Origin of the sequence: Pseudomonas sp. Os17 (assembly GCF_001547895.1) — a bacterium.
Classification (GTDB): domain Bacteria; phylum Pseudomonadota; class Gammaproteobacteria; order Pseudomonadales; family Pseudomonadaceae; genus Aquipseudomonas.
This window is the reverse complement of record NZ_AP014627.1, coordinates 4,528,308-4,541,801: the sequence shown is the minus strand read 5'-3', so window position 1 is coordinate 4,541,801 and position 13,494 is coordinate 4,528,308. Positions and strand designations below refer to the sequence as shown.

At 62.8% G+C, this 13,494-nt stretch carries 10 protein-coding genes; 5 read left to right on the top strand and 5 right to left on the bottom strand.

Annotated elements, in window-relative coordinates:
• Nucleotides 1-401 precede the first annotated feature (401 nt).
• The 3 genes from POS17_RS19915 to POS17_RS19905 all read right to left on the bottom strand — a co-directional run bounded on the left by POS17_RS19915 (nt 402) and on the right by POS17_RS19905 (nt 2,828).
• Entirely contained in the window at nt 402-1,301 is a 900-nt protein-coding gene (locus tag POS17_RS19915) for a hydroxymethylglutaryl-CoA lyase (RefSeq protein WP_060840157.1), read from the bottom strand.
• A gap of 62 nt (nt 1,302-1,363) precedes the next feature.
• Nucleotides 1,364-1,768 (bottom strand): MerR family transcriptional regulator, encoded by a 405-nt coding sequence (locus tag POS17_RS19910; protein WP_060840156.1) that lies wholly within the window; start codon nt 1,766-1,768, stop codon nt 1,364-1,366.
• Between the two features lie 124 nt (nt 1,769-1,892).
• Nucleotides 1,893-2,828 carry a LysR family transcriptional regulator gene (locus tag POS17_RS19905; protein WP_060840155.1) on the bottom strand — a complete coding sequence of 312 codons (936 nt, stop codon included), beginning with the start codon at nt 2,826-2,828 and terminating at the stop codon, nt 1,893-1,895.
• A 180-nt stretch (nt 2,829-3,008) separates the two neighbouring features.
• Between POS17_RS19905 and POS17_RS19900 the strand changes: the two genes are divergently transcribed.
• Nucleotides 3,009-4,238: an acyl-CoA dehydrogenase gene (locus POS17_RS19900; protein WP_060840154.1), complete on the top strand. Its 1,230-nt coding sequence runs from the start codon at nt 3,009-3,011 to the stop codon at nt 4,236-4,238.
• Nucleotides 4,239-4,292: 54 nt separating this feature from the next.
• Here POS17_RS19900 and POS17_RS19895 read toward each other — a convergent pair whose 3' ends face one another.
• Nucleotides 4,293-5,675 carry a substrate-binding domain-containing protein gene (locus tag POS17_RS19895; protein ID WP_060840153.1) on the bottom strand — a complete coding sequence of 461 codons (1,383 nt, stop codon included), beginning with the start codon at nt 5,673-5,675 and terminating at the stop codon, nt 4,293-4,295.
• Between the two features lie 291 nt (nt 5,676-5,966).
• Here POS17_RS19895 and POS17_RS19890 point away from each other — a divergent pair, with 291 nt between their 5' ends.
• Nucleotides 5,967-6,299: a DUF1508 domain-containing protein gene (locus tag POS17_RS19890; protein WP_016965736.1), complete on the top strand. Its 333-nt coding sequence runs from the start codon at nt 5,967-5,969 to the stop codon at nt 6,297-6,299.
• 50 nt (nt 6,300-6,349) lie between these two features.
• Here the strand turns inward: POS17_RS19890 and xthA are convergent, their stop codons facing one another.
• Nucleotides 6,350-7,162 (bottom strand): exodeoxyribonuclease III, encoded by an 813-nt coding sequence (gene xthA / locus POS17_RS19885; protein WP_060840152.1) that lies wholly within the window; start codon nt 7,160-7,162, stop codon nt 6,350-6,352.
• Nucleotides 7,163-7,338: 176 nt separating this feature from the next.
• Between xthA and POS17_RS19880 the strand changes: the two genes are divergently transcribed.
• From POS17_RS19880 to POS17_RS19870, 3 genes are all read left to right on the top strand, one after another.
• Nucleotides 7,339-7,989, top strand: a complete 651-nt coding sequence (locus POS17_RS19880; protein ID WP_060840151.1) for a GNAT family N-acetyltransferase — start codon at nt 7,339-7,341, stop codon at nt 7,987-7,989.
• Nucleotides 7,990-8,054: 65 nt separating this feature from the next.
• Nucleotides 8,055-9,782, top strand: coding sequence for an autotransporter assembly complex protein TamA (locus POS17_RS19875; RefSeq protein ID WP_060840150.1), 1,728 nt, complete (start codon nt 8,055-8,057; stop codon nt 9,780-9,782).
• Nucleotides 9,779-13,456 carry a translocation/assembly module TamB domain-containing protein gene (locus POS17_RS19870; RefSeq protein WP_060840149.1) on the top strand — a complete coding sequence of 1,226 codons (3,678 nt, stop codon included), beginning with the start codon at nt 9,779-9,781 and terminating at the stop codon, nt 13,454-13,456. The genes POS17_RS19875 and POS17_RS19870 overlap by 4 nt, the downstream gene beginning before the upstream one ends.
• The last annotated feature ends 38 nt before the right edge of the window (nt 13,457-13,494 follow it).

Sequence of the window (13,494 nt, the reverse complement as noted above, 5' to 3'; positions counted from 1 at the left end):
TATTTTTTTGAGCGCTGATCTAATGTGTCGCCAGGGCGATCCAACCAGTTCGGGAGCTACCTCAGGGTAGTTTTATTGTTCTCTGACCGGTTGCGGGTGGCTCTTGCAAGCCCTCCTGCACACTACATCCTCTCCAAAAAAATCTGTTAGCTGCGTCTCTGTCGTGTTGTTTTTGTTATGTCAGAGTCGTTACGTCTTATTTTTATTAGGTTTGCTGCTTTTTATTCTTGTTATGCCATAGAGATAGCAGAAGCCGTGCCAACTTTTTAAAGTCCTTTTAAATCAATGGCTTGATGATTTTGTAGGACAACCTGTACCACAAGAAAATCGACAAACTGTTTCCGTGTTACTCGTTCCAGCCACGGTTCAGAGCGACCGGTAACACCCGGCCGCACACTGACTCAGCCGGCGTTACGCGCCTTGGCCACCCGGGAGCCGCTCGGACGCTCCAGTACCGCGCAGATCTGCCGACCGGCGTCGATCAGGCGGTCCATGTCGATACCGGTGTGAATGCCCAGGCCATTGAGCAGGTAGAGGACGTCTTCGGTGGCGACGTTACCGCTGGCGCCCTTGGCATAGGGGCAGCCGCCGAGACCGGCGATCGAGCTGTCGAACACCGCGATGCCTTCCAGCAGGCTGGCGTAGACGTTGGCCAGGGCCTGGCCATAGGTGTCATGAAAGTGACCGGCGAGCTTGTCCCTTGGCACCTGGGCGCCTACCACGTCGAACATGCGGCGGGTGGCGCCAGCGGTGCCGGTGCCGATGGTGTCGCCCAGGGACACCTCGTAGCAGCCCATGGCGTACAGTTCGCGGGCAACCAGCGCGACTTGTTCCGCAGCCACTTCGCCTTCATAGGGACAGCCCAGTACGCAGGACACGTAGCCGCGCACGCTGATCCCGTGCTGTTTGGCGGCGTCCATGATCGGCACGAAGCGCTCCAGGCTTTCGCTGATGGAGCAATTGATGTTGCGCTGGGAGAACGACTCCGACGCGGCGGCGAACACCGCGACTTCCTTGACCCCGGCCGCCAGAGCGTCCTCGAAGCCCCGCAGGTTCGGCGCCAGCGCGCCGTAGACCACCCCCGGCTTGCGCTGGATGCGGGCAAAAACCTCGGCCGAGCCGGCCATCTGCGGCACCCACTTGGGCGAGACGAAACTGCCGACTTCTATATAACCCAGGCCCGCTGCGGTCAGGGCATCGACCAATTGCACCTTGTCGTCGACGCTGATGGGCCGGGCTTCGTTCTGCAGGCCGTCGCGGGGACCGACTTCGATCAGGCGTACATGGCTGGGGAGTGACATACAGGTTCACCTTATATGGAGGAGGGCGGCTGCCGGCACGAGCCGCGCAGGTGTCCCGGGGATTATTGGACGGGGTTGTTCTGGTTCTGGAGGGTCTGTTGCAGTGCCTGGGTGCAGCGCTCTTCGGCGGTGTCCAGTTCCAGCTTCATCTGTTCGATGTCGAGCAACTGCTGTTCAAGCTGCTCACGGCGCTCGCTGATCTTGGCCAGCATGCTGTGCAACTGTTTGAGGTTGCCGCTGCTGGGGTCATAGAGTTCGATCAGTTCACGGCACTCGGCCAGGGAAAATCCGATGCGCTTGCCCCGCAGGATCAGCTTCAGGCTGACCTTGTCCCGGGGCGAGTAGATGCGTTCCTGGCCGCGGCGCTCGGGGGCCAACAGGCCCTGCTCTTCATAGAAGCGGATGGCCCGGGTGGTGATGTCGAGCTCGCGGGCGAGGTCGGAGATGCTGTAGGTCTGGCTGCTCATGGAGGCGCTCAAGGTGGGACTTGGCGCTAAGCTAAAGGCAGGTTTACGTATACGTCAAGCAATCCGCGTCTATCCCGTTCGCCGGCAAGCCGGCTGCTGCCGTGAGGGCTTGCCGGCGAAGGGGTCAGGCGGTCTGCTGGTCGAGCTTCTTCTCGTAGGCGGTCACCTGCTGGCACAACTCGATCATCTGCTCGCGCATCCAGCGATTGGCCGGGTCCTGGTCGGTGCTTTCGTGCCAATACAAGTGGGTTTCCACGGGCGGTACGTCATGGACCGGCAGATTGAATGCCTGCAGGTCATGGCGCCGGGCAAAGCGCTCCGGCACGGTCATCACCATATCGGTCTGTTGCAGCACTTGGGAGGCCATCAGGTAGTGCTGGGAGCGCAGGGCGATCTTGCGCTGGATGCCCATCTTGCCCAGTGCCAGGTCGACATGGCCCAGGCCGCTGCGACGGCTGGAGATATGGATGTGGGTCAGGGACAGGTAATCGTCCAGGGTGAATTTTTCCTTGCCGGCCAGGGGGTGGCCCTTGCGCATGGCGCACACATAACGGTCTTCCATGAGCTTGACATGGCGCACTTGCGGGTCGGTGTTGAGGGGGGCGTCCACGGCAAAGTCCAGGCGCCCGGCCGCCAGTTCCTTGGTGGTTTCCCGGCGCTTGGACAGAAAGCTTTCGATGATCACCGCCGGTGCCAGGCGGCGCAGGCGCTGGAACAGCGGCGGCAGGATCACCGCCTCGGTCAGGTCGGTCATGCTGATGCGATAGGTCTTGACCGCTTGCAGAGGGTTGAAGATCCGACTTTCCTGGACTGAAACCCGCAGCAGCGACAAGGCATTGCGCACCGGACCGATGATGTTCTGTGCCATGGGGGTGGGCACCATGCCCTGGGCGGTCCTGACGAACAGCGGATCGTTGAAGGTCTCGCGCAGACGCGCCAGGGCGTTGGACACCGCCGGCTGGGTGATGCCGACGATCTGCCCGGCGCGGGTCAGGTTGGCTTCGGTGTAGATCGCGTCGAAAACGATGAAGAGGTTGAGGTCGACCTTGCTCAGATTCATGGCGCTGCACTCTTATTGTTAGGGCCTGTGAGGGAGGCTCGGAAGCCTTTCGGATCAGCCGATCATATATCGGTGATGAATGTTAATACACGCCGAGAATAGGCTAGGTAAATTTTCGTAGCTGATCTAGCATCGATTTCAGTCCCCCAACACCCGTTCTTCAAAAAGGTAGAACTGCCCATGGAATTCGCCTATTCCCCCAAGGTTCAGGAGCTGCGTGAGCGCGTCACCGCGTTCATGGATGCCTATGTTTATCCGGCTGAAGCGGTCTTCGAGCGTCAGGTTGCCGAAGGCGATCGCTGGCAGCCGACCGCCATCATGGAAGAGCTCAAACTCAAGGCCAAGGCTGAAGGTCTGTGGAATTTGTTTCTGCCTGAGTCGGAACTGGGTGCCGGTCTGACCAACCTTGAGTACGCGCCACTGGCGGAGATCATGGGCCGTTCGCTGCTGGGCCCCGAGCCGTTCAACTGCTCGGCGCCGGATACCGGCAACATGGAAGTGCTGGTGCGCTATGCCAATGAAGAGCAGAAGCAGCGCTGGCTGGAGCCGCTGCTGCGCGGCGAGATCCGCTCCGCGTTCGCCATGACCGAGCCGGACGTGGCTTCGTCCGACGCCACCAACATGGCCGCCCGCGCGGTGCGCGACGGCGACCAGTGGCTGATCAACGGCAAGAAGTGGTGGACCTCCGGCGCCTGTGATCCGCGGTGCAAGATCCTGATCTTCATGGGCCTGAGCAACCCCGATGCGCCACGCCACCAGCAGCACTCGATGATCCTGGTGCCGGTGGATACCCCCGGGGTGAAGATCGTCCGTCCGCTGCCGGTGTTCGGCTACGACGATGCGCCTCACGGCCACGCCGAGGTGCTGTTCGACAACGTTCGGGTGCCCTACGAGAATGTGCTGCTGGGCGAGGGTCGCGGTTTCGAGATTGCCCAGGGGCGTCTTGGCCCGGGGCGCATTCATCACTGCATGCGCTCGATCGGCATGGCCGAGCGTGCGCTGGAGCTGATGTGCAAGCGTGCGGTGAATCGCACCGCGTTCGGCAAGCCCCTGGCTCGCCTGGGGGGCAACATCGACAAGATCGCCGACTCGCGAATGGAGATCGACATGGCTCGGCTGTTGACCCTGAAGGCCGCGTACATGATGGACACCGTGGGTAACAAGGTGGCCAAGAGCGAGATTGCCCAGATCAAGGTCGTGGCGCCAAACGTAGCGCTGCGGGTGATCGACAGGGCGATCCAGATTCACGGCGGGGCGGGCGTGTCCAATGACTTCCCCCTGGCCTACATGTACGCCATGCAACGCACCTTGCGCCTGGCGGACGGCCCGGATGAAGTGCACCGTGCGGCCATCGGCAAGTACGAAATCGGCAAGTACGTGCCCAGGGAGCTGCAGCGCAGCGGGCATTGATGAGATCGCTGCCGGCCGGTCGGGCAAGCGTCCGGCCGGTCGGCGGTTGTGGGCTCAATAGACCCAGACTTCCACTCGCCGGTTCTTGATCCGGCCCTCGTCGGCGTTGTTGGCCGCCACCGGCAGCTCGGCGCCAAAACCGCGGATCTCGCGGAACACCACGCCGCTTTTCACCAGTTCCCGACGTACCGCCATGGCTCGCAACCTGGACAGCAGGGCGGCACGTGCCGGGTCGCTCTTGGCATCGCCGAATCCGGCCAGGGTCACTTGGCGGTCCAGCTTGCCGTGCTGGCGCAGGTAGTCCAGGACCCGATTCAGGTCCTGGCGCGCCTTGTTGTCCAGATTGGCGCTGCCCTCCTCGAAGCGAAAGTTCACGCTCAGGCGTTGCGCGTCCCGGCTCAGTTGCTGGTAGGCCTCGGGCATCTGTGGGCTGGGCGTTACCCGCATGGCTTGTACGGTCTGGGCAACAAAACCGTTGGCGGCGACGATGGCCTGGCCCTTGGCGCTCTGGGCAAAATTCACCAAGGCTGTGGCCCAGGGATTCTGGCCGTTGGGGGGCAGGTACAGATACAGACGCCGCGACAGCGGGTAGTCCTCGGTGGCAATCAGGCTGTTGAGGGGCTGCATGGGCTGGGATTCGCCATCGACAATCGCCACCGCCTTGGCCTGGCGCACATAGGGCAGGCCGATGAAACCGATGCCTTGCGGGTCGTGACTGACGGCGTCGGACAACTGCTCACTGGACTCGAAACGCTTGGCTGCCGGGTTCAACGTCTTGCCACGACGGCTGAGGACCAGCTCTTTGAAGGTGTCGTAGGTGCCGGACTGATCATCCCGGGCATACAGATGGACCGCGCCGCCGGTGCTCCCCAGCTCTTCCCAGGTCTTGATCTGGCCGCTGAACAGGCGGGCCAGTTGCTCGGTGCTCAGCTGGTTCAGCGGGTTGTGCGGATGCAGGATGATGGCCAAGCCATCAATGGCGATGACCTGTTCGGCGCCGGGGCTCTTCAGGTCGCCCAGGCTTTCCAGGTCCACCAGTTCGCTGTCCTTGATGGGGCGGGAAGCCGCAGCCACATCGGCCTGGGCGTTTTTCAGAGCACTGAAGCCGGTGCTCGAACCGTGGGCGGCCACCTCCACTCTGACTGTCCGGCCCTGGGGGCTTTGTCCCAGAACCCGTTGCTCATTGTCCTTGCCGCTGGGCTCGATACGGATGTCGCGCAGGCCCTGTTGCTCCAGCAAGCCCTTGACCAGCGCCGGACCGAGTCTGGCACCGATGGTGTTGGAGCCCTGGATGCGCAGCACGGTGGCATTGTCGGTCGCCAGGGGCAGGGCGGCGAACACCGACCAGGGCAGGGCGTAGCAGACGAAGCCGATCAGAAACAGGCTGATGGTCCGGCACCAGATATCTCGTTCACTGGCGGTGGAAGCGCGGGGCATGGCGGCACTGGCCTTCTATATAGGAAGAGGGGAAGTGCGGGCGAGATTAAGTCAGGGAGGTGACAAAGATGTGACCGATGGCGCTTTTCGGCAATAAATGGCGGAAGTCCTACATCGTAAATAGCTGTTTTCTCTAGATTTTTTGAGACTTGTCCTAAAGACCGGCCTCTGATCGATGCGTAGAGTGGGCAACTTTGTCTGGCGGGGATTGGGGCGACTGCCAACGCTTCATCCCCGCGGATGCCTCGGCAGTGTTGTGCTGCTATTTCGTGGTAAGCAAAGGAGTTACAAATGAGTGCCTGGTTCGAGCTGAAGCAGTATGGCAGTGGTGCATGCAGATTCTTGCTGAAGACAAAGGAGGCGCAGACCATGCTTCAAAGCGAACGATTCCCCTGCCGGGACAGTGCCGAGGCGGCTCTCGGCCTGTTCCGCGCACACTGCGCTTCTCCCGAGCGTTACGTCAAGAAAATTTCATCGGGCGGCAAACCTTATTTCAAGCTCAAGGCCGGCAAGGAAGTGATCCTGGTCAGCCATTTGTACGACTCGGAGCCCACTCTCGAGAGCGCCATCAACGCCATCGCAGCAGCCGGCACCACTGAACGGGTTGAAGTGGTCCACATGTAAGCGGTAGCAAGAAAAGCCCATCTGACGATGGGCTTTTTCATGCCTGTCGATCAGCTCAGTTCGAGCCAGATCGGTGCATGATCCGACGGTTTTTCCATGCCGCGCAGTTCATAGTCGACGCCGGCATCCTTGATGCGCGGCAACAGGCCCTGGGAGGCCATGATCAAGTCGATGCGCAGGCCACGCTTGGGTTCGTCCTCGAAGCCGCGGCTGCGGTAGTCGAACCAGCTGAAGCGGTCGTTCACCTCGGGGTTGAGGTGACGGAAGCTGTCCACCAGGCCCCAGTTCTTCAGGCGGGCCATCCACTCGCGCTCTTCCGGCAGGAAGCTGCATTTGCCGGTCTTGAGCCAGCGCTTGGCGTTGTCGGCGCCGATGCCGATGTCGCAGTCTTCCGGGGAAATGTTCACGTCGCCCATGACCACCAGGGGCTGCTCATTGCTGAAGCGGCTTTCCAGCAGGTGTTGCAGATCGCTGTAGAAGCGCTCCTTGGCCGGGAACTTGGTCGGATGGTCACGGCTTTCGCCCTGGGGAAAGTAGCCGTTCATGATGGTCACCGGCGTGCCGTGGGCGTCGGCGAAGGTGCCCCAGATAAAGCGTCGCTGGGCGTCTTGGTCATCGCCTTCGAAACCTTTGTGCAGGGCCAGCGGCGCCTGGCGCGAGAGCAGGGCGACGCCGTAATGGCCTTTCTGGCCGTGGTAGTGCACGTGGTAGCCCAGGGCCTGGACGTCGGCGAGGGGGAACTGCTCGTCGGCGACCTTGGTTTCCTGCAGGCCGATCACGTCCGGCTGGTGTTTGTCGATCAGCGCCGCCAGCTGATGAGGGCGGGCGCGCAGCCCGTTGATATTGAACGAGACGATCTTCATGGTCGGCGGTCCTGGCAAAACAGCGATGCTAGCTGACAACGCCCGGGTCGACCAGCGTGGCAGCGCCGTGGATGCGCTGCTAATGTCCTTGGGCGCGGGGAACGATCAGCGCCGTGCAGGGCTCGTAATAACAAGAGCGCGGCCACTTGAGCCGGGGCCAGGGGAGAGTGACCGTCATGCCTGATACCTCCAACACCATTGCCGATATCCACATGCTCGACAGCGGTTATTCCCGCGAAGCGCGGTCGTTGCTGTACCAGGCCTACCGGCATGAACCGACTTTCGCGTTCATTTTCGAGTCCGAGCGCGCCGGTTACGAACAACGGGTACGGGCCACGGTGCGCGAGCTGGTCAAGCAGCATTTTCTTCAGGATCTGCCGGCCATTGGCCTGCTGGTCAACGACCGGCTGATCGGCATTGCCTTGATCGCTCCACCGCAACGGCGCCTGGGGATCACCGAAAGCTGGGCCTGGCGCCTGCGCATGGTGCTCAGCACCGGTTTTCGCTGCACCCGGCGTTACCTGGAGTACCACCAGGCGGTGCAGGCCTGTCTGCCCAGTGACGCGGTCCATGTATTGCCGTTGCTCGGGGTGCATCCGCAGTTTCAGGGGCAGCATTTTGGCGAGCAGCTGCTCGCGGCGGTGCACAACTGGTGCGCGGTGGACGAGCATTCCCAAGGGGTGGTGCTGGACACCGGCAATCCCCGTTATCTGGAGTTCTACAAGCGTCAGGGGTACGCCGAAGTCGGCGAGGTGGCCGTGGGACCGGTGCGCGAGCATGTGTTCTTCCACCCCAATCCCCAGCTCTTACAAAGTGCAACAGGCTGATATAGAACTTTCCGTGCGTTTGAGCGCTCTATCGCCCTCCCAAGCTCGTGATAGCATCCGCGCCTATGAAGTTTCCAGGAAGATTTACCAGCGGCTTTTTGCTGTTGTTCACAAGCTGTGCGGCGCTGGCGCAGAGCGAATTGGATGTCAGGGTAAAGCCCGCCAATGATGAGCTGAAGGCCAATGTGGAGGGTTACATTGGCGACGTCGGTGATCGCGATGAGCAAGCCCTGCTGCGCTTCAGCCGGGGAGCCGAGGAGCAGGCGAAGAAAGCCGCCCAGGCCCTGGGCTACTACCAGCCCCATATCCAGAGCGAAGTGCGCGGTGGCGACAAGCCCCGTCTGCTGCTGCGCATCGATCCCGGCGAGCCGGTGCATCTGCGCAATGTCACGATCCGCGTCGAAGGCCCGGCGGCTTCCCTCAAGTCTTTTCGCACCCCCGACAGCGAGCAGCTCAAACCGGGCGCGGTGCTCAATCATGGCCATTATGAAGACGCCAAGCGCCTGATCCAGAACCAGGCCTCGCGCTACGGTTTCTTTAGCGGGCGCTTTACTCGCCAGCAACTCTCGGTGGACCCGCTGGCCGGCGTCGCCGACATCGAGCTGGTGTACGACAGCGGCCCGCGCTACGCCCTGGGCAAGGTCAGCTTCACCGGGGATTCGCTGTTCGATGAAGACCTGCTGCGGCGCATGGTGCCCTTCAAGAGCGGAGCCCCCTATGACTCGGAGCTGATCGCCGAACTCAACCAGGCGCTACAGTCCAGCGGCTATTTCGAAGGCGTGCGGGTGGACGCCGCCCCCTCGGCCGCCGAACACCAAGTGATTCCGGTGGCGGTTCAGCTGGAGACGCGCAAGCCGCGGACCATGGGGCTGGGTTTGGGGTACTCCACCGACGTCGGTCCCCGGGTCAAGGCCAACTGGACTCGACACTGGGTCAATCCCCAGGGCCACAGTTACGGCTGGGAGGCGGAAGTCTCGGCGCCCCGGCAGAACATCGGCCTGTGGTACGACATTCCCCTGGATCCGCCGCTGACCGACAAGTTGCGCTTCGCCGGTGGTTACCAGAACGAAGAGCTCGCCGGCACCGACACCCTGAGCAAGTTGCTCACGGTGGGCCCCGAGTGGCACAGCAAGTTGCCCAGCGGCTGGCAGCGGGTGGTGTCGCTGAAGTATCAACGCGAGGAATACCGCCTCGGAGACGACTCGGGTCTGAGTAATCTGCTGATGCCCGGTCTGACCTATTCCTACCTGCGCAGCGACAACCGCATCGATCCGCACAACGGCTATCGCATCCAGTTCGACACCAAGCTGGCCAAGGAAGGCGTGGGTTCCGACACCAATCTGTTGTACGGCACGGTGCTGCTCAAGGGCCTGACCACGGCCTGGGACAATCACCGGTTTCTCGGCCGGGTGCAGTTCGGAGGCAGCGCCACCAACGGCTACAAGTCGATTCCGCCGTCCCTGCGCTTCTTTGCCGGTGGCGACCAGAGTGTGCGCGGTTACGACTACCAGACCCTGTCGCCGGAAAACGCCGAAGGCGATCGCATCGGTGGCCGCTACATGGTGGCCGGCAGTGTCGAGTACCAATACTCCATTGCCGAGAAATGGCGGATCGCGACCTTCGTCGATCAGGGCAACTCCTTCAATAAACTGGAACTGCCGAACCTCAAGACCGGGGTGGGCGTGGGCCTGCGCTGGGTGTCGCCGGTCGGGCCGATCCGGGTCGACCTGGCCCACGCGATGAATGATGACGGCGGTATTCGTTTGCACTTTTCCATGGGGCCAGAGCTTTGAAGCGTGGTTTGAAGATAACGCTGCTGGCGGTCCTTGCGCTGGTGATCCTGATCATCCTGGCGGTAACCACCGTGCTGGGGACCCAGGCCGGCAGTCGCTGGGCCCTGGCGCGGGTGCCGGGTCTGACCCTGGTGCATTTCGATGGCCGCCTCGGCGGCCAATGGAGCGCCGATCACCTGCTCTGGCAACAGGGCGACAATCGAGTCGAGCTCAGCCTGGTGAAGTTCGCCTGGTCTCCGGCCTGCCTGCTGCGCCGCACCCTGTGCATCGAACAATTGCAGGCCGAGCAGGTCAGCCTGCAATTGCCGCCCGGTGCCGAAGAAGAAACAGATTCCGCTCCCATCAGCCTGCCGCAGCTGAAACTGCCACTGGCCATCGAACTGGGCCAGGTGCAGATCGGCAGCCTGCTGCTCAACGGCAGCGAACAGCTCAAGGGCTTGCAACTGGCGGCGCACTGGACCGCGCAAGGCCTGCAGATCGACTCGCTGCAGTTGCAGCGCGATGACTTGAGCCTGGCCCTTTCCGGGCTGTTGCAACCGGCTGGCGACTGGCCGTTGACCGCCCAGGGCACCCTCGCTTTGCCGGCTCCCGGTGGCGGCCCCTGGTCCCTGGCGCTGAAGGTGGAAGGCGACCTGCTCAAGACCCTGAAGCTGCATGCCGACAGCAGCGGCTACCTGCAAGGGCAATTGAGCGGTCAATTGCAGCCATTGGCGGAGAATCTGCCGGCAGAGGTGCGGATCACTGCCGATGGCTTCAAGGCCAGCGCCGATCTGCCGGACACCCTGCAGCTGGATCAGCTGGAACTGACCGGCAACGGCGACCTGAAAAGCGGCTACCAGCTTGCTGGCAAGGCCAGCCTGCCAGCGGAGCAGGGGCCGGTGGCCCTGGTGCTTTCGGGCAAGGTCGACGCCAAGGGGGCGCAGATTGCCGCTCTGGACCTGAATGCCAGCGACAAGCAGCACCTCAAGCTCAGCGGGCAACTGGACTGGAGCGAAGGTTTTTCCGCCGAGGCCAAGCTCGCCTGGCTGGATTTCCCCTGGCACCGCCTGTATCCGCTGATCGATGAGCCGGCCGTGCGGGTCCGCAGCTTCGACGCCGAGGTGGCTTATCGCGACGGTCATTACCTGGGCAACTTCAAGGGCGACCTGGACGGTCCGGCCGGCGCCTTCAGCCTGAGCAGCCCGTTCAGTGGCGACCTGAGCAAAATCTACCTGCCGCAGTTCAAGCTGGTGGCGGGGCAAGGCAAGGCCGAAGGTCACCTGAACCTGCAATTTGCCGATGGCGTGGCCTGGGACACGGCCCTGGACCTGTCGGCGATCAATCCGGCCTACTGGCTGGCGGAGTTGCCCGGGACCCTGGCCGGCCCGTTGCGCAGTCAGGGTGAAATGAAGAATGAACAGCTCAAGCTCACTGCCGACCTTGACCTCAAGGGCCGCCTGCGAGGGCAGCCGGCGCTGTTGCAGGCCAAGGCCGACGGCGCGGGAGAGCAGTGGCAGCTGAGTGCGCTGGACATCCGCCTCGGTGACAACAGCATCAAGGGGACGGGCAGCCTGCAGCAGAAGCTGGCCGGACAACTGGACATCAAGCTGCCACGGCTGGGCCAGCTCTGGCCGCAGTTGCGCGGGCAGCTCACTGGTCGGGTGGACCTGGCAGGGACGCTCAAGGCGCCCCAGGGCAAGGTGGATCTTGCGGGGCAGCAATTGGCCTTTGCCGAGAACCGCCTGCAAAACCTCAAGCTGAATGCCACGCTCGATGGTGCACAAAAGGCTCGGGTGGAGCTCAAGGGCAGTGGGATTCAGGCGGGGGACACTCAGCTTGGCACCCTGACCCTGGCCGGCCAGGGCGATATCAAGCAACAGGCCCTGCAGCTGGACCTGCAAGGTCCCTTGCTGAAGCTGGCCCTGGGACTGGACGGCACCCTGGACCAGGGCAACTGGCGTGGGCGCCTGGCCAATGGCGAGGTGCAGTCCGGCGGCCAGGACTGGAAGCTGCAAGGCCCGGCCAAACTCGAGCGGCTGGCCAGTGGCACTCTCAACTTCGGTGCCCACTGCTGGGTCAGTGGCGATGCCAGCCTGTGCGGTGAAGACCAGCGCTTGATGCCTGATCCGAAGCTGCGTTATCACCTCAAGCGCTTCCCCATCGACAGCCTGGCCCAATGGCTGCCCAAGGATTTCGCCTGGAAAGGCCTGCTCAATGCCGAGGTGCAGCTGGATCTGCCGGCCAGCGGGCCCAAGGGGCAGGTCGTCCTGGACGCCAGTGGTGGCACCTTGCGGGTCAAGGACAAGGATCAGTGGCTGGACTTCCCCTATCAGGCGCTGAAGCTCGATACCCGCCTCAACCCGCGGCGCATCGATACCCAGTTGCAGTTCGAGGGCGGCAAGCTGGGGCAGTTGATGGTGCAGGCGCAGATCAATCCGCTGGCGAGGAACAAACCCCTGTCCGGGGAGTTTCGCCTCACGGGCCTGGACCTGTCGGTGGCGCGGCCCTTCGTGCCCATGGTGGAGAAGCTTGGCGGCAACCTGAATGGCAGTGGTCGCCTGTCGGGCGGGCTGTTGGCGCCTCAGGTCAATGGCAACCTGCAGCTCAGTGACGGACTGGTGTCCGGCTCGGAGCTGCCCACCAGCCTCGAAGACCTGCAATTGACCGCACAGATCATGGGCGAGAGCGTGCGCCTGGATGGCGGCTGGAAAAGCGGCAAGTCCGGGCAGGGCAGCCTCACTGGCAACCTGGCCTGGGGCCGGGCGCTGATGGTGGACCTGAATCTCAAGGGCACGCAGCTGCCGGTGACGGTCGAGCCCTATGCGGCGCTGGAAGTGGCGCCGGATCTGAAGATCTCGCTGCGCGACGACAAGCTGGCGATCGATGGCAAGGTGTTGATTCCCAGGGGCCAGATCACCGTGCGTGAACTGCCGCCGTCCACGGTCAAGGTGTCCGACGACACGGTCATCGTCGGTCAGCAGACCGAAGAGGGGCAAAAGCCCATGGCCATGGCGATGAACATCGATGTTGAGGTGGGGCAGGACAAACTCAGTTTTGCCGGCTTCGGTCTGACCGCCAACCTGCAGGGCCACGTGCATATCGGCGACAACATGGACACCCGCGGCGAGCTGTGGCTCAACGATGGCCGCTACCGCGCCTACGGCCAGCGCCTGACGGTACGGCGGGCGCGGTTGCTGTTCGCCGGTCCCATCGACCAGCCGTACCTGGACATCGAAGCGGTGCGCCAGACCGACAACGTGATCGCCGGCATCCGCCTCAGTGGCAGTGCCGAGCAACCGGCGACGCAGATCTTCTCCGAACCGGCCATGAGCCAGGAGCAGGCGTTGTCCTATCTGGTGCTGGGACGGCCGCTGAGCTCCACCGGAGAGGACAACAACATGCTGGCCCAGGCCGCCTTGGGGCTGGGGCTGATGGGCAGCTCCGAACTCACCGGCAGTATTGCCAAGAACCTGGGGATTCAGGACTTCCAGCTCGATACCCAGGGCAGCGGCAACAGCACCAGCGTGGTGGCCAGCGGCAATATTTCCGAGAAGCTCAGCCTGCGCTATGGCGTCGGGGTGTTCGAGCCGGCCAGCACCATCGCCCTGCGCTACAAACTGAGTAAGAAGGTCTACCTGGAAGCGGCCAGCGGCTTTGCCAGCTCCCTGGACATCTTCTACAAGCGCGACTTCTAAGTCCTGCCGCCGGGAGGCGCAACGCCTCCCGTTCACTT